This is a genomic window from Paenibacillus sp. PSB04 (assembly GCF_025809195.1).
Classification (GTDB): Bacteria; Bacillota; Bacilli; order Paenibacillales; family Paenibacillaceae; genus Paenibacillus_AQ; species Paenibacillus_AQ favisporus.
Genome location: NZ_CP081301.1, coordinates 4985820 through 5003521 on the forward strand (window position 1 = coordinate 4985820; position 17702 = coordinate 5003521).

The window sequence follows — 17702 nt, forward strand, 5'->3', positions numbered from 1 at the left end:
GTACAAAATACGAGTTTTGTGAAAAAGCACCAAAGAAACGGCCGGATGACGGCCAATTTTTCTACTTTTATATATTCACACTACTTTCATCACTTATCCATATTGTTAACGGCTTTTCTCATCTCTTCATCCGTTAAATGTGTATAGATCATCGTCGTCTGGATCGATGAATGTCCAAGCTGGTTCTTCAGCCTCGGCACATCGTTGTTCTCCAGGTGGTAGCGGGTTGCGAAGGAATGTCTCAAGGAATGCACCGTTAGTGCCGGTTTACCAAACGCTGCAGCGTATTTTTCGATCAGCTTTTCAATCGATCTCGGTGTTAACCGACGGCTTTTACCTTTGCGGCCGATTGGCGCTGCTATAAATAAGTAATTTTCCGATTTTTCTGGTACATATCGCGTTTCCCGGATTTTTAAGTAGCTTTCCAGGTCTAATAAGGCTTGCTGGCTAAAATATACATATTGTTCCTTGTTGCCTTTGCGCAGTACGCGCACTTGGCCTTTGTTCATATCCAAATCCTCAATATTGATTCCCGCTACCTCGGATAAACGCAGTCCTGACCCGAGGATCAGCGATACGATGGCCGTATCCCGCTCACGGTTAAATTCGTGGAACCGGACCATACGTTTGTTGCTTTTGTTCAGCTCACCGAAATCATGTGCCACAAACTGCCGGAACTTCTCAAAATCGTCTTCACGTAAAATTTTGCCCTCAATGCGGTTCGCCACAGTTTCTTGGCTTTCCTTAATGGAATTAAAGTCGATCTTAGCCATCACATTTCGTTGAATATACGGCTTGAGGTCCGACGTTTCAGCCTTGTTTTGCAGGTAATCAAACAACGACTTTAAGGCCGACAATTTCCGGTTGATCGTGTATTTGTTGTTGCCCAGCTGATACTCCAGAAATGATAGAAAATTTTCGACTTCGCGCACGGTTAGTGATTCCAGAACATTCAATTCAATGTCTTTGCGATCATCCCCAGCCAGTTTCTCAGCCACAAGCCAATCAAAAAAAATAAGGTAATCGTGGCAGTAATTCAGCAGCGTCGTGTGCGACAGCTTGCGTTTGCGGCTATCGATGTATTCGGTCACGTACCAAGGAAGCTCCGCACATTTATCGTCAACGCGTTTCATGTAATGCAGCTTCGTGTTTTTATCCATTTATTGCTAAACCTCCTTACGTACAGAATAACTTATATATATTTATTCGTCAAATTATTATTTTACGTAATTATAAATTATAAAGATGGCACGCACCTCCTTACAGATTCATCTAGTCATCTTAGTCACTAGTCACTACTCAGTATGCGGCGCTTATTCCATCACATCCTCTATACCCAAGTTCCAAAAAGCTCCGCGATAAGATACTTATTATCAATTAGACTCATCATATGAATGATCTTCATTGTACATTAGTGTTAGTGTCAGTTGGCTTAGCTTTTTAATTTAAATCTTACGTCATCGAACAATCGCCCAGTTATAGATTTGCACCGCTGATACTCATGGACAGCATCTTATCTAAACCGTTCCTATAATAATGAGCCTGATCATTTATATCCGTCCACTTAAAAAAGTACAATAAAACCGCGCTTACGCGCGGCTAAAATATTGCTAAGTTGTTTTTATTTAACCCACCATTTAAAACCGGTTAGGCCAAATAACCACCATCTTGATACAAATTACTTCATTGTCACCGGCAGCACCCCGCCGGCTTTCAGTTGGCCTAGCAGCACTTTGATCCCGGCGGCTGTATTTGGCTCCTGCTTACCATAAACTGCGATCCCCGAACGTATGTTCTTAATGTAGATCATTTCATATGGATTGCCCAGCGATAACAGCGTATAACGCTTGTTACGTTTGTTCATCTCATCGATCAACGTTTGATAATCGGCCCAGCCAAATTGACTGGCCACGTTACGGAACTGATATGAAGCCAGGATGACGTAATCCGCTTGATCCACCGCCTGAAGTGCCTCATTCGTTTTTCCTTGCCCGACTAGGGCTGTTACTGTTTTCAGCGACAGGTTATTTGCGGCTTGCTTCAGCTGTCTCTCGAGCTGCTTCGCCTGCTCCCCATCGGCTGCGACAATCGCAACCCGATCGCCTTGACGAATGGAATCCGGCTGCGCACCGTCACGGCCGGCTAACAAGGTGACCGCTCGCTCTGCGATGTCCCGCTCCACTGTACGATGTTTCTCGGAACCAATGACACCATTAAGCGCAGCCAATTGCTCTGTAAGGCTTTCGCTGCGGTCAAACAAACCGTATTTCGCTTTCAGCTCCAAAATCCGTTTCACTGACGAATGGATGGTTTCGATCGGTATCGCCCCGCTCTTCACCGCGTTCACCAGCGTTTGGTGCGCGGCTGCCGGGTCTTGCGGCATGAGGATGATATCCACACCTGCGGAAACGGCACGTACCACCGCTTGATTTTCGCCAAAATGCTCCGCGATCGCATTCATCGTGAAGGCATCGGAAATGATGACGCCTTTATATCCAAGCTCCCCCCGGAGCAGCCCGGTCAGCACCTTCTTGGATAACGTAGCAGGGATCGGTACGCTGCTTCCGTCCTTAAGTGATGTGACGTGTTCGTTGTCTACTGCTGGAAACGCAATATGTGCGGTCATGATCATCTCTACTCCGTTATCGATGGCAGACCGAAACGGTTTGAGCTCAACGGCATCGAGCCGCTCCTGATCATGCGAAAGCACCGGCATTCCCAAGTGGGAGTCTACTACCGTATCACCATGGCCTGGAAAATGCTTGACCGCCGCGATCACTCCCGATTGCCGCAGTCCTTGGATCTCTGCGAGACCCAGTCGTGTCACCAAATCCGGATCCGAGCTAAACGACCGCATCCCGATAATCGGATTATCCGGGTTGCTGTTAATGTCGAGCACCGGAGCAAAATTGACCTGAAGCCCGAGCGCCTTTAGCTCTTCCCCGGTCAGCCGTCCGGCCGCTTCGGCGAGCGTTGTATCTCCGGTTGCGCCGAGCGCCATTTGACCCGGCAGATTCGTACCTCCGGGGATTCGTTTAACGACCCCGCCTTCCTGATCGATGCCAAGGAACAGCGGAATGTCGCCTGCCTCCATCTGCAGATCATGCGTCAAAGTGGTGACCTGCCGAGCGTCTACGATATTTTTATCAAAAAGAATAAGTCCGCCCAAATCCTGATCATGGATGCTGCGTTTGACTCCTTCATTGACCGTAGTCGTCACTTGCCCGTTCCATTGCCTGATGTCTGGCATGAGCATTTGGCCGACCTGCTCGCTGACCGTCATGTAGGACATCAGCTTATCCCAATCCTGTGCCTGAATGGCCCCTTGACGTTCGAAGCGAATGACCCGTGACATAAATACGGCAAACTCCGCACGCGTCACAGATCGGTCTGGACGAAAGGTGCTATCTGAATATCCGCCGATCAATCCGTTGGAGCTCATGATGAGAATAGGCGCTGCCGCCCAATGCTTTGCTGTATCCGTTATTGTTACGGGTTGCTGGCCTTTTACGAGTGAATAGGCCCGTGTAAGAAACGCCGCCGTTTCGGCACGGCTCATCGGTGCATCCGGATGGAAGGTGCTGTCAGGAAATCCGCTGGCCAGCCCATGTTTTGCGGCAATGGCAATTTCAAGATAAAAAGGATGGTTCTTAGGCACATCTGTATAGGTCATGCCGCCGCCCGCTTCTTGCTGCAGCTCCTGCGGATAAAGCTCCCGCACCATGAAAGTAACGGCCTGCGCTCTTGTGACTTGCCTTTCGGGCATAAACTTCCCGTAACCGTATCCAGCGACGGTTCCCCGTTCGGCCATATAGGTGATGCCGTCTTCCGCCCACTTCGAGTGCTGCAGATCGCTAAATCGTTCTTCCGCAGCTGCGCTTCCTGCCCATACGAGCACAGAACCGAGTACGGCACCGAATATCGTTATTAGTTTCCCATTCATCTGTTCCACCCCTGTTGCTGTTCTATATACGTTGATTAGACGCAATGGATGAATTTTTGTTGCGTTAATCCTTTGACACCCTGCACATCGTGAAAATATACGGATCCCCTACTCTGCAGGAAATAAGCCCTTACTCATAAGCCATTACACTCAAGCCATTACACTCAAGCCATTACTCCCACGGGATTACTCTTTCCCATCATATATATCCGCTGCTTTTACGCAAAAAAAGACCGCCGGCACAGATGCCGGGGCCTGATTACGAATGGTTTGAACCATCTGAATCGCTATTTTTTTAAATGATACGGTACCGTTGTCACAACAACATCTTTGCGGAATAAAAGATAAGTCCGGATCATCAAACTCGTCTGGTTGTGCAGCAGATTGTGCCAGCTCCGCTTTGGAATAAACTGCGGAATGATCACTGTGACCTGGTAGTTGGATTCGCTGGCTTTCCGGTGCACCGTATCGATAAATTTGCTAAGCGGATGAATGATGCTCCGGTACGGAGAATGCAGCGTCACAAGGCGCACGTCGGGCCGCCATTTTTGCCATTTTTCCTCAAACCGGTTCTCTTCTTCCCGTTCAAACGGAATATATACCGCAATGATCTGATCCGCCGCCAGCGACTTCGCATAATTCAGGGAATGCTCCACGACATGCGTAATGCCCGAAACGGGGAGAATGATTACATTGCCTTCGATCGGTACCGCCGGCTCGCACGTCGACAGCCGCAGCTGCTCGCCAACCGCCTCATAATGCTTCTTGATCCGGTGGAACAGATACACGATCAGCGGCAAAAAGATCAGTACCGGCCAGATCTGCGCAAACTTGGTTGCGAAGAACATCACCGACACCGTGAAGCTGATCAGCGCGCCGATCGTATTGATGACGAGCTTCGTCACCCAACCCTGCGGTTTTTCCCGGATCCATTTGACGATCATTCCCGTTTGCGAGAGCGTGAAAGGGATAAATACCCCTACCGCGTACAGTGGGATCAAATGTTCCGTCTGTCCGTGGAAAGCGACGATCAGCATGATGGACAGTAGCCCAAGGATGATGATTCCGTTCGAATATCCCAAACGGTCACCGCGGACAGTAAACATCCGGGGAATAAACCGGTCTTTGGCTAAATTGACCGCCAGCAGCGGAAACGCCGAATATCCGGTGTTGGCCGCCAGGATCAAGATCAGTGCCGTCGTGCCCTGGATGAAAAAGTACATAAAATTCCGTCCGAACGTCTGATTGGCAATCTGGGATACGACCGTCTCCTGGGGATTTGGGGATATACCCAAATAATAAGCAAGAAATACGATGCCCGAGAAGAGTACAGCCAGCAGAATCCCCATTGCCATCAAGGTTTTGGCCGCATTGTTCGGAGCCGGATCCTTGAAGTTCGGGATGGCGTTCGAGATCGCTTCGACCCCGGTCAGAGCGGAGCTGCCCGAGGCAAAAGCTTTTAAGAGCAGGAACAGGCTGATTCCCGCCACCGGCGTCCCGACCGGCGTATGCAAATGCGGTGAAACGTGACCTGTCACGATGTTGTACATACCAACGCCGATCAAAATGAACAGCGCGAAGGCGAACAGATACACCGGATAAGCCAGGATGGAGGCGGACTCGGTGACGCCCCGCAAATTCAGCAGCGTAATGAGGATGACGAAGGTGACGGCAATCCCCACCGTATGCTCATGCAGCGCCGGAAACGCTGAAGTCAGCGCGTCCGTGCCCGCCGAAACGCTGACCGCAACAGTCAGAATGTAATCTACCAGCAGCGATCCGCCGGCCACCAGCCCGGGATAGATTCCCAGATTCTGTTTGGAAACGACGTAAGCGCCGCCGCCATGCGGATAAGCGAAGATGATCTGCCGGTAGGATAAAATGAGTGCAGCCAGCAAAATCAGTACGCAGATTCCGATCGGTATCGAATACCAGAACGCCGCCGTGCTGACCGTGACCAGAACCAGCAAAATTTGCTCCGGCCCATACGCTACGGACGAAAGCGCATCGGAGGATAGAATGGCCAAAGCTTTTTTCTTATTCAGTTTTTGTTCTCCCAATTCGGTAGACTTCAGCGGCCGTCCGATCAAAAGTCTTTTCAATGCTGCCATAAAATGTTTGTCACCGCCAGTGTTAGAGTTGAAATGCTCATGATGTACCCGTTAGACACGTGTTCAACCCTTTTTGGGCACAACAAAAAAAGCCGCAGGAAAGCTGGACCTTCCCGTGGCTTTACGCGCACGACAAATCCCTCTTTCATAACGCTTACGAGGTTAGCTGACGGATTCGGGACCGAAAGTATCCCTACACTCAATAAATGAAGATCAAGTGATTCACCCCTGGGACGAAGGCTTAGCTTCCTCCCTTTGGTTCCCCCGCTCCTGATTTCAGAATTCAGCGATCAAGGAGTACTACGTTTCAGGTTCACAAGTTCACGATTACGAATTGAATCTTACTCCTTCCGGATGCCTGCTGTAAAGAAGCAAACGGTTTGAGATACGTATGAAAAAATTCAAAAGAACTTCATGTCAACGCTTACATTGGCGGCACTCTATTAATTTCTGGCTGTAGCTGTGCATATCGCTTGTTTACGCTATTAAATTCATATCGGACTTCTATATATTTCGATCCGCCGCATTCCTCAGCGAAGCCTCTACGGTATCCAGCCGGTTCAAGCAGTGATGCCGGACCATTTCGAGGTCGTTATCCAGCTGGTCTGGCTCCAGGTCACGCTGCAAAATATTCATGCACCAATGGGTCAGGTTTCTCAAATGATGGCGGTATGCATAATAACGCAGTAAATCCGGGTTCAGCTCCATCTGTTGACCTAGTTCCTGCTCATACCCTTTGAGAAAATGACCCAGTCCGTCCCCGATATACCCCACGATATCCAGCTCTGGGGGCGCGAGCATGGCTGCTTCCCAGTCCAGGACGACAAGCCGTCCGTCTGCGGTCTCCATCAGATTCCCTCCCCACAGATCACCGTGACAGAGCACATTGGGGGCCGGGTCAAGTACGAGACGTTCACGAACCCCTGTGATCTGGTGCAACAGCTCGGTTATGCGCGTTTGCTGAGGGATAACAAGCTCACGCAGCAGCTGGCTAGCTGGACTTGAACCGGGCTGAAGATGCTCAAGCTGCTCCAGGCATTGGATCAAACGTTCGGAAAAGGAGATATCATACGTTTCAACCGCAAGGCCGGATGTGGTAGTGAAAGGAGTCAACTGCCGAATTCGCGCCGCCAGCTGTCCAACACGCTCCAAGTTATGCTTGGAAAAAGGGTAAGCCTCAGCCCAGGTTTCTCCTTCGATAAATTGAAACAGTACCGCTGTGCAATCAGGAAGGGAAAGCAGAAAAGCACCGCTTAAGGTTCGGAATGGACAAGGCAATTCCATAAATCGGCCGGTCTGATGCAATTCCCACATAAACGGCACATAACGCCTGCAGCGAAGGATGCTTTGGCGGTGGCTGTCATTGCTATGGTCAAACAGTTTCAGATAGTATCGCGTTCCATTTTCTCCCTCCACCCGGTAAGAATAGGCCGAATCTCCATAAGGGATAAAAATAAGCCTCCGGGCAGCAATTCCGTAAGCTTCGTTCAAGTGATGCACAAAAGCCCCTTCGTCCATTCGATAAGACTGCCTCACTTCGCTCTCCCCTTTCCCCTTTACATCACGTAGCGCGGTTAAAAGCAATCAAGCCCGGTGTCTGTGTAACCCGGACTTGATCGCACTCACCTCTTAGGAGATTAAAACAATCTTTCATTCATTCACCAATGTTAACAGGCAATGTTAACCGATGTAGACCACCGCACCGCCGCGCCTGTACGCCTTTGGCAGTTCCGTCTCCAGCAGCTCGAGTCTGCGTAACATGTGGTCGAGGTCGTCCCCATGCATGTGGCTTCGCGCCCATTCTTTAAGCTGGGACACTTCGCCCAAGACAGACGGGATGTCCTCGGACTCCACGTCTGTACCGTCCTGGAAAAGTGCGACCCACTGCAAGTTCAGCTCTTCCACCGCCGGCACCCAATATTTCTGGAAAAAGGATTCCGTCGCCACCGGAAGCATAAAGGACCGTTCAAATTCGTCTTCCGGGTCCACAATAATGGCGCTGATTGACATGTTATTTCACCCCAAATCGAATGTTGAATGTATAATCCGGGAATTCTTGACGCAGCTTGTTCAAGCTGTTCTCCGCGGCTGTCCGTAACGCCGGCGAGTCCCCGTCCAGCTGAAACTCAAAATGCCGGATTCCTTTGATTTGCTCCAGTGTCGGGATCTCCGCCGTTCCATCAGGCGTCGTTCGCGTCCCAACCGCCTTCTGCATCAGGTTGTTGATCCGCACCTTCGTTTTCTGGTACAACTGCTTATCTGTAAATTGCTGCGGCGTCTGCTGCGGCTTGCCCGTTTTTGGATGGATGCGGTCGAGCCCTTGCGCCGACTTGGCTTCATAGAAGATGCCCTTCTCCAGATCGACGCCGTCAAACTCCCCAAGCGCTCCGTTCTTGGCATCGTGGAGCTCCACCCCACGGTACTTCGCTTTGCTCCAATGTACGTAATCGTCTGCATCGTTCTTCGGCGGCTGCTCCTCGGGATCTTTTTCCTTCTTTGGCGGTGGATCCTCTCCATCCGGCTTATGCGGCTTCTTGGGCAGGTCAGGTTCCGGCTTCGGCTCCTTTCGCCGTTTAAGCAGCTTCTCCAGCCAATCCTTCAGCCTGCTGCCGCCCTTCTTTCCGAAGCGTTCGGCCAGCCTGCCGAACGGAACACGGCTCAGTGCCAGCGCAAGCAGCGTAGAGATCACATTTTCGGGGGTGAGCAGCCTTTTTGGATCGCGGATATCCTTAGCGATTTCGTGGCCGCTCGCCGGTATGCTCGCCGCCGTTAAGGCAATACCGAGTGCCGGCCAGAAGCTGACGAACATGAAGGACAAAGCGAACGCTCCGAGCACGATGGCGCTTTTTTCCCAAAAACCGAGGCGGTCCCACCAGTTCTGCAGCGAATCGAACATGCATGAAAAGCAAGCCGGATCGGCGGAATGGACGTGCGCCTGGAAATAAGCGGCGAAGCCCGCTAGCCCGGCGACTACCAGAAGGGCCGCGGTTACACCGGCGGCGGCACGGAAATGCTTCAGCAACCTCGTCTGCAGGTCACCCTGCAGCGCGGCGGCTTCCTGATTGCCGTATAGGAGCGAGAAGCCCAGCTCCCTGCGTTCCCGGGTCCAGGACATGACGCTCGCCAGCCGTTCCCTGCGGGTCAAGAGAGACTCCAGCATATACCACATCTCTGACACCGGGTTGATCCATCCTTCGCCTTCCATTCTCGGCAGCCGGCTTTTCACCCGATTCAACGAGACGTAATCCAGCACGAGCCCAATTGCCAGCATCAGGAGGAACACGCCTTTCGTGCGGTATCCGCTCCCCGTCAGGTCGCTGATTTTCATAAACCAGTCCGGCAGTGAGCCCTGACCGTTATATGCGGCATGATCGATGATCGACCAGACGAGCAGCAGTGCGGGCAGGGCGAAGATGGCGTCGCTCAGCCGCTTGCGCAAACGCACGGCCAAACCGAGCCCTAAGGTTATCATGCCGGTGTGCACAGGATGACTGACCGACATGATGGTCGGAAAGATGCTCTCCTCAAACCGGCCGGGGAACAGCGTCCAAAAATCCCAATGGATGGTTTCCCCACCAAGCATCGTCACACTGTAGCCGTACGTCCGCCCGATGATGCCGGAGTTCAGCCAGCGGCGCGTCAGCTCTTCCATCAATTGAAAGCCCACGCCCGCCCCGGCTCCGGCCAGCGTATAATCGGCTAGGCTCATGGAGGAGGCGCGCCGTGAAAAGAGCAGAAACAAACCGAGCGGCAGCAGCTTCCACACTTCCTCGAAGATCGGGGTCAGGACGGCCTGGGACCAGGTGTCCCGCGTATCCCCGCCAAACAGGCCGTGAGCCGCGAGCAGCGTCAGCGCCGTAACCGGGATGACGAGAAAGATGCCCAGCAGCATAAACATGGCCGCCTGCTTCCAGGTAAATGTTTTGCTCCGGCAAAGAAACCAAAACTGCAGCATGACATAAAAGGACCATAAATACTGAACGAGCATCGTGCGTGAATCCCGGTACAGGAACAGGCCCAGGATAAAAAACAAAAGGGATACCCAGCACCAAATCGTATATAAGGTTTTGAGCCATGGGAGGCGCCGGAGCGTTCCCTGCACCCACCGATACACCCCTTCAGCGATATCCCTGATTCCGTTTCGGATGTTCCAGATTGTATCCGTTTCCATCTCCTCCTTCATGGCATCACCCTGATTCTGAGGGGCTGTCCTGACAAGAGCTGTGAAGATATAAGATCCGCTTCCTCCCCAATATACCTTATATTCGTCTTGGGTTGGGCAGTGAATATGGGTATGCAAACCAAAACTGGACCATTTTCCCCCTTCAAGGGGACTAAGGTCAGCCGAAAGGCCGCCGTTAATCGGCACGAGTGGTGCATAGCTCCTATAATCAATCCGTCCTGTTCACTCGTTTCTGAAGATCTGCAGGACCGTTTCCGAGATAACCTGCTCCGGGACGTCCCCGTGCAGCGTATACAAAAAATCATCCTTCACGAAACGATACACCACTTTCTCCGTTCGGTCATCACGAAGCTCCTTCGTGGATGGAACGGCTTTCTGGTGAGACAGAACCGGATAAGGGGACGGACTACGCAGACGGGTAACGGACAAGCGTAATCCATTTGGGTAACGGATTCGGATCTCCGGTTCCATAAATTTATCGTCATACACCTCGACCGTGCGAATCTGATCTTCATCCGGAAAACGAAGCTCGCTTCGAAGAAGCACCCTCGCCTCCTGCATCGTACTTGGGCGCAGGTTTCGGTCCCAAAATAGGCCTGCACTCAAAATCATCAATACGACCAAGGCTGTAACAGACATTGCACTGATCAGTATAAAAAGAAGCTGTCTGCTTTCCTTTTCCAACGGTCTGCTCCTTTCCGCTACGGTTTGAATATACGTGTGTATATTAACGACGCGAGAACACAGGCAAGGGTTACGGGGGTTAACCCGATACGAAATATAAATTTAATGAAGTTGGACGCAGTTACTCCTGAAGGATCCGTTACATTTGATTTCAACTTGATATTAACCTGTATATGCGGGGCAAAATTCTGCCGGGACATGGCGGAGAACGATACTTATTAATGAGATTTATAATTAATATGATTAAATAAAAATGGTAACCCCCTCTTTTTCCTTTAACATCGTGCCTATGAAACCGAAAAGCACGCTCCCCACAGCGGGAATCGTGCTTTTTAAGGGTGATTCGCTAATTAATTCATGCCGTTAATTATTGGATGTCCGTCCTGTAGTTCCGAAGTCATTTCCCATCGGGCTCCTGCGCCTCTTCCAACCTGCGGCGCTTGGCATCCCGCATTTTCCGCCAGACGGAAACGAGGATGATGCAGCCGGAGAGAATGATATTGATCCAGACCGACAGAACAACCACGACATACGGCCCGGTGCCGGGCTTTACCGCCGTCAGGGAGACGAAACAGAGCAGCAGCAGGACTAGTGACATCGAAAGAACGATTCTGGACAGTGCTCCGAAGTCCCCCATCACACGCTTTTGATGGCGCCGATGTCAGCCATCTTGCGCTGCCACAGCTCATGCGCCTCCTCCGCGTAATGACAAGCCGTCTGCTCCGAGCCCACCAAGCGGAGCTGGGGCTCTTCCGAGGAGCAGCGGTCCGTGGCCATCGGGCACCGCGGATGGAAGCGGCAGCCAGACGGCGGTTTGGCCGCGTTCGGCATCTCCAGACTGCGCAGTGGCAGATCCGCCATCGCTTTGGCGATTTCGGGATCGGGCGTCGGAACGGCGGACAGCAGCGCCTGCAAATAAGGATGCTTCGGATGGCTGAGGACATCGTTGACCCCGCCAAGCTCCATCACGCGTCCGAGATACATAACGGCCATGCGGCCCCTTCCGGCGATGTAGCGGGCCGTTGCCAGATCGTGCGTAATATAGATGATGGCGATGTCCAGCTTGCGGTTCAGCTCTGACATCAGGTTCAGGATCGAGATGCGCAGCGACACGTCGATCATGGAGACGGGCTCGTCGGCCACGATGATCTTCGGATTCAGCGAGATGGCGCGGGCCATCAGAATCCGCTGGCGCTGGCCGCCTGACAGCTGGTGCGGGTATTTATCGAGGAAGCGTTCCGGCGGTGTCAGGCCGACGGTCTGCAGCAGCTCGATGACCCGTGACCGGGCCGCCTTGCGGCCGCGGACGATTTTACGCTGCAGGATGGGGGCCGACAGCGACTGGTAAATGGTCCGCATCGGATTCAGCGCGGCATAGGAATCCTGCTGCACCAGCTGAACGTCGCCGCGGAATTGGTTCGCCTTCTCGCCGCTGAGTTTCGTTACCTCCTGCCCCTTGTACAGCACCTTGCCTGAAGTCGGCTTTTGCAGGCCCGTGATGATGCTGCCAAGCGTCGTCTTTCCGCATCCGCTCTCGCCAACCAGCGCGATGATTTCGCCGGGATGAATGTCCAGGCTGACATCGACGACAGCTCCCACTTTCTGGGGAGGACCAAACATGCCCTGGCTCCGTTCAAAGTACATGCTTACGCTATCGAGCCGCATCAGCGCTTCGGAACTTTCCGTTCTGGCCGCTTCCCGCAGCCGCTGTCTGGGCTCTACCTCAAATTCAATATTTCTGGCATTCATGACGTACGCACCTCCGCAACCGACTCGGGATTCGGATATAGATGACAAGCGACTTCATGCCCAGCGGGCGTATACACCTTGATCGGATTCTGTTCCTTGCATTTCGCGTGCGCATATTCGCACCGCGGGTGAAACGGGCATCCCGGCGGCATGTTGAGCAAATCCGGCGGAGATCCGGGGATCCCCTTCCGTTCCGACACGTCTTCATACAAGCTCGGAACAGCTTTCATGAGCTTTGCGGTGTAAGGGTGCTTCGGCCGCTTGAACATATCGTAGACGTCGCCGGCTTCGACGACATTGCCTGCATACATCACGCCGACCCGGTCGGCGGCTTTGGCGACGACGCCGATATCGTGGGTTAGGAGCAGCATGGTTATATTCATGTCTTTGTGGATCTTTTTCAAAATATCAAATATATAAGCTTGAGTGATCACGTCCAGCGCAGTCGTCGGCTCATCAAGGATAACGAGCTGCGGATCGAGCAGCAGGCTGAAGGCGATCATAACCCGCTGCTTCATCCCGCCCGAGAGTTCGTGGGGAAATGAATTCAGTACCCGGTCCGGATCAAGCCGGACATAATCGAGCAGATTCCGCGCTTTATCCACCATCTGCTTCTCCGTATACGATTTGGAATGGGCCCGAAACGTCTCGATGATCTGATCCTTGATTCGGGCGACGGGATTAAGCGCGTTTTGCGCCGCCTGAAACACCATCGACACTTGCTCCCATTTATAAGCCTGCAGTTCTTTTTTACCCAGGCTCATCACATCCCGGCCATCAAACGTGATCGATCCGCCGGCAACGCGTCCGGGAACCGAAATCGCCCGCATGATGGCGGATGCCATCGTGGATTTGCCGCTTCCGCTCTCCCCGACCAGGGCGGTGATCTGTCCCTTGGGGATGACAAAATCGGCTTCATTGACAGCCCGCAGCAGACCTGCGCGCATCGGGAATTCGATCGTCAGCCCCCTCACTTCCACCAATGGTTCCATCATTTTCTCCTCCTTCATCGCCGGCCCTTACGATCTCAGTCTCGGATTCAGCGCCTCTTCCAGCCCGTTGCTGAAAAAGATGCAGGCCATTTGGAACAGCCCCAGGCACATGATCGGCGAGATCAGGTAGATATAGCCTTTGGGGTTGAAGATGCCGCCGGTGTTCTGTACGGCCAGCTGGATCATCATCCCCCAGTTTGTCGGGGAATATGGAGCTAGACCGAGCATCATCAGACCAACGCTGGCAACGATGGCCCCTTGGGCCGCCATAATAAAGTTGATCGCCAGATACGGCGTCAGGTTCGGAAGAATCTCCCGGAACAGGATATAGGGCGTTTTCAGGCCCATAATCCGGCAGGCGATAATAAATTCGCGGTTTTTCAACGACAGCAGCTGGGACCGGATCGCCCTGGCGAGCGGCGCCCATGACCATGCCGCCAATATAAAGGAGAACATGACCGGATTCTTGATCTGCACGAGCGCGGCGACGATCATCAGCACGGGAAAGCTCGGAACGGTCAGAAACAGGTTGGTGATGAACATCAGCACCGTATCGGTTTTGCCTCCGACAAAGCCGGATACCGCCCCAATCACGAATCCGAGCACCAGCGTAAACAGGGCGGCGAACAGCCCAATCGACAGCACGTCCCGGGAACCGTATACCAGCTGCAGGAATGTATCCCTGCCGCCGTAGTCGGTGCCCAGCCAGTGGGCGAAGGACGGGCTCTTATACCGGCCGTCGAAGTTGACAGTCATGTCCAGCGAGGCCATCATGGGCCCGAAGATGGCCATAAAGATGAAGATCGCCAGGATGATCATGCCTGAGAACGCTTTCTTGTTGCGGTACATCGTCTGCCAGAAATCGATAAATCCTTGACTCATCCGTCAGCCCTCCTCCAGCTTGACGCGTGGATCCAGCTTGGCATAAATGAGGTCCGAGGCCAGGTTGGCCAGAATGACCGCGATGCTGGTCACGAGCAGCAAGCCCTGCATCAAAGTATAGTCGCGCTGCTGTGTTGCCTGCCCGATGTAATAGCCCATACCGGGATAACTGAACACATTTTCGATCAGCGGCGATCCGCCGAGCATAAAGCCGAAATTGACGGCCAGCGTCGTAATCAGCGGCAGCATGGCGTTGCGCTTGACGTAACGGCTCATCAGCGTCCGTTCGGAGACCCCGCGGATGCTGGCGGCGACGATATAATCCTCACCCAGCACGTTGACCGCGCTCCCCTTCATCGTCAATGCCCAGGTGCCGATCGTCGTAATGACGTAAGTCAGAATCGGCAGCGCGCCGTGATACAGCACGTTTAGGATGAACGGAAGGTTGAAGCCGGGCTCCACGATCGGGTCATAAGCCCCGTTGACCGGGAACCAGCCGAATTGAAAGGCGAAAATAACAAGCAGCAGGATGCCGACGATAAAGTTAGGCACCGAAGACGTCAGGATCGCATAGATCGAGATGATCGGATCCAGAACCGTCTTGCGCTTGAACGCCATCATGGCGCCCAGGTTAATGCCGATCAGGAAGCTGATAACGAGCGACACGCTGAGCACAAACAGCGTCCAAGGCAGCGCGTTAGCGATAATTTCGTTTACCGAAACGTTCTGATAGATCATGGACATGCCCAGATTGCCATGCAGCAGTCCTCCCAGGTACCGTCCCAGCTGGGTGAAGATCGGCTCCTTCGGATTATAATTGATCATGGCCGTAATCTGGCGGTACGCTTCCTCGAGACTCATCCCGCGCTGGGTGGCAAAGTCCCTCGCCCACGTATCGATCGCACTGCCGGGCGTCATCCGCAGCAGGAAAAACGTAAGCAGCATCGCGAGGAAGACCGTGATCAGGGAAACACCGATTCTTTTTAAGACCCCTTTCAGGCTCATTCCTGTCACCTCCAAGTGTTTATCCGGCTTGTGCGGCCATTATCTCGGCCAATACTCTTCCGGCATGTACGTTGAGTTGAAGCCGTGGTTCAGGTGGGTGATGGCCAGCTGCTCATCCGGATCGGTAGCGAGCGGCATATCCCGGTTGTATTGAACGATTTGGTCCATCATCGGGAAGTTCCCGGACATCGTTTTGGTATTCAGCCAGGCGCCTGTGGCGTTCTGGAAGAAGTTCACGCCCCAGCAGTTTTCGTTGGCGATCCAGGCCAGGTTGTCGATGATTTTGCGGCGTTCCTGTTCGTCCTGAACATAAGGGAACCGCTTCATTTCCTTGTCGATATCGTACACTTTCCCGTCAATGCCCTTCAGCTTCAGATCGAGTTTGCCGGTATCGACTTCGTTGCCGTCTGCGTCCTTCTTCTTGACGTTCGGGAAGCCGACCTTCGTTTTCGTTCCTTGCCAGAACAGCACCCGCATCGAGCTCCACGGATTCTGGAAGCCCCAGGACACGTCAACCCAGTCCATGGACATATCGTATTGTCCCTTGTCGGCGTTGGAGAAGTAGATGGTGCTGTCCACAGCCTTCAGCTTCGTCGGAATGCCGAATTTGGTGAACTGCTCCGCGGCGATCTGCGCCGAGTTCACGCCTGGTGCCCAGTTGTTCGGCGCTCCGATGATGAAGGAAGGCACCTTGCCGTCAGGATCGCGCCATAACCCATCGGATCCTTTGGTCCAGCCGATTTCCTTCAGCAGCTCGGCCGCCTTATCCAGATTCGTCGTATAATCGGTCATCTGATCAAGCACGGATTTGTCGACTTCTTTTTCGAGTGACGAAGGCATGATGCCCGTCATCGATATTTTCGGGTATTCCTGGCCGTAAAAGTTGCCGATTTCGCGCAGCTTTTTCTTATCCAGCACATAGGTCAGCGCCTGCCGGAATTTGAGGTTGTCGAACGGCTTGTTGCGGATGTTGTACATCAGCCCCACGCTCGCCGGATCATACATCCGGTAGTGAACCAGATCTTTGTTCTGCTTCAAAAGCGATTCCAGGATGTCCTTCGGCGGGGTGCCGTCGTACCAGTCGAGCTTGCCGGCCTTCACGAGAGCGTATTGGGCCGAGAGTTCCGGAACGTTTTTGATCCAGATCTTGTCAAAATGGACCGCATCGGGTCTCCAGTAATCTTCAAACTTATCCAACAGCATATCGGTCGTCGTCACTTTTTCAAACTTATACGGTCCGGTGCCGACCGGAATTTTCGGGCCCGCACGGGTGAATTCATTCCAGTTCAGGGCGATTTTTTTGCTGAGCTCGTCCGTAATATCCAAGTTGAACGGTCCGTCCTTGGATTTGTCTGTAAGCGGTTTCGCTTCTTTCAGCAAAGCGTCGGCCTTATCCACGTATTTCTTGTAGATGTGGTAAGGGATTTGGCCCTGGAGATCCTGGGCGAGGAGCAGCTTTCTAAGTTCGGGATACGGCGCAGGGTTCATCCAGTGAAAAACAATGGTGTAGTCATCGGGGGTTTCGATCGAAGTTAAATACTTCGTCACTTCGGCCCCGTTGTTCAGCCGGTAGTACGCCCATACATCTTTACTGGTAAAAGGGGCTCCGTCATGCCACTTTACGTTCTGATGCAGATGTACGGTCGTCGTTTGCTCGGTATCCTCGGAGGATTCCGCCAGCCGGTTGTACACATTGTTCATGGACCGGATAAAGAAGAAGAGGCCTTCAAACATGTAGCGGTTGTTCGTATCCCCGGTTCCTCCGGAGCCGAACGGGTTGCCTTGGTACAGAGGTGGCTTGGGCCATCCGCCCAAGACGTGGAAAATCTTGTCCTTGTTGTACTTGATCTGCGCATCCGGAACCGGCTGCTGCATATCTTTCACTTCGCCGGCGCTGAGCCGGTCCACCAGGCCGGGAGCTGAGGTGCCGCAGCCTGAGACGATCATTACGGCTCCGAGCACAATGCTTAAACAAAGGCCTGATAATCTTTTGCGTCCGCTCAAGAGGTTCATGCAGTTCCTCCCGTCTAGGTTATCTTCTCCAGAAGATTGGCTCCTGGAGTATTCCCTATTATAGCGAACGATTTCAGAATCAAGTTCATAAAAACGCTTACATACTCTCCCGAAAATGTATAGAATCGTTTCGTTTTCGA

At 52.8% G+C, this 17702-nt stretch carries 13 protein-coding genes and 1 riboswitch; all 13 genes read right to left on the reverse strand.

Translation table 11 applies throughout. The features are described from left to right. Positions 1-89 precede the first annotated feature (89 nt). The gene (gene xerS, locus K2F33_RS23140; protein WP_089547395.1) at positions 90-1160 is read right to left on the reverse strand and encodes a tyrosine recombinase XerS; all 1071 of its coding nucleotides are present in this window, start codon (positions 1158-1160) and stop codon (positions 90-92) included. Between the two features lie 518 nt (positions 1161-1678). Further along, positions 1679-3943 (reverse strand): glycoside hydrolase family 3 N-terminal domain-containing protein, encoded by a 2265-nt coding sequence (locus K2F33_RS23145; RefSeq protein ID WP_263878772.1) that lies wholly within the window; start codon positions 3941-3943, stop codon positions 1679-1681. 287 nt (positions 3944-4230) lie between these two features. Further along, positions 4231-6054, reverse strand: a complete 1824-nt coding sequence (locus tag K2F33_RS23150) for an APC family permease (RefSeq protein ID WP_263878773.1) — start codon at positions 6052-6054, stop codon at positions 4231-4233. 135 nt (positions 6055-6189) lie between these two features. Then, positions 6190-6353, reverse strand: a riboswitch (cyclic di-AMP (ydaO/yuaA leader). 205 nt (positions 6354-6558) lie between these two features. Further along, entirely contained in the window at positions 6559-7590 is a 1032-nt protein-coding gene (locus tag K2F33_RS23155) for a phosphotransferase enzyme family protein (RefSeq protein ID WP_263878774.1), read from the reverse strand. 144 nt (positions 7591-7734) lie between these two features. Next, on the reverse strand, positions 7735-8064 hold the full coding sequence (locus K2F33_RS23160) for a hypothetical protein (RefSeq protein ID WP_076165296.1): 330 nt from the start codon (positions 8062-8064) through the stop codon (positions 7735-7737). A gap of 1 nt (position 8065) precedes the next feature. After that, the gene (locus tag K2F33_RS23165) at positions 8066-10225 is read right to left on the reverse strand and encodes a PrsW family intramembrane metalloprotease (RefSeq protein ID WP_263878776.1); all 2160 of its coding nucleotides are present in this window, start codon (positions 10223-10225) and stop codon (positions 8066-8068) included. 234 nt (positions 10226-10459) lie between these two features. Next, positions 10460-10921: a hypothetical protein gene (locus K2F33_RS23170; RefSeq protein WP_263878777.1), complete on the reverse strand. Its 462-nt coding sequence runs from the start codon at positions 10919-10921 to the stop codon at positions 10460-10462. A gap of 397 nt (positions 10922-11318) precedes the next feature. Beyond that, positions 11319-11558, reverse strand: a complete 240-nt coding sequence (locus tag K2F33_RS23175; protein WP_076165300.1) for a hypothetical protein — start codon at positions 11556-11558, stop codon at positions 11319-11321. Next, positions 11558-12670: an oligopeptide/dipeptide ABC transporter ATP-binding protein gene (locus K2F33_RS23180; protein ID WP_084203672.1), complete on the reverse strand. Its 1113-nt coding sequence runs from the start codon at positions 12668-12670 to the stop codon at positions 11558-11560. Before K2F33_RS23180 ends, K2F33_RS23175 begins: the two co-directional genes overlap by 1 nt. Next, positions 12667-13665: an ABC transporter ATP-binding protein gene (locus K2F33_RS23185; protein WP_084203673.1), complete on the reverse strand. Its 999-nt coding sequence runs from the start codon at positions 13663-13665 to the stop codon at positions 12667-12669. The genes K2F33_RS23180 and K2F33_RS23185 overlap by 4 nt, the downstream gene beginning before the upstream one ends. Before the next feature lie 24 nt (positions 13666-13689). Then, complete coding sequence (locus tag K2F33_RS23190) at positions 13690-14544, reverse strand: ABC transporter permease (protein ID WP_076165305.1); 855 nt, start codon at positions 14542-14544, stop codon at positions 13690-13692. Positions 14545-14547: 3 nt separating this feature from the next. Continuing rightward, positions 14548-15549 carry an ABC transporter permease gene (locus K2F33_RS23195; protein ID WP_076165307.1) on the reverse strand — a complete coding sequence of 334 codons (1002 nt, stop codon included), beginning with the start codon at positions 15547-15549 and terminating at the stop codon, positions 14548-14550. Positions 15550-15588: 39 nt separating this feature from the next. Then, a complete protein-coding gene (locus tag K2F33_RS23200) occupies positions 15589-17562 on the reverse strand; it encodes an ABC transporter substrate-binding protein (RefSeq protein ID WP_076165309.1) in 1974 nt (657 codons plus the stop codon). Positions 17563-17702: the final 140 nt, after the last annotated feature.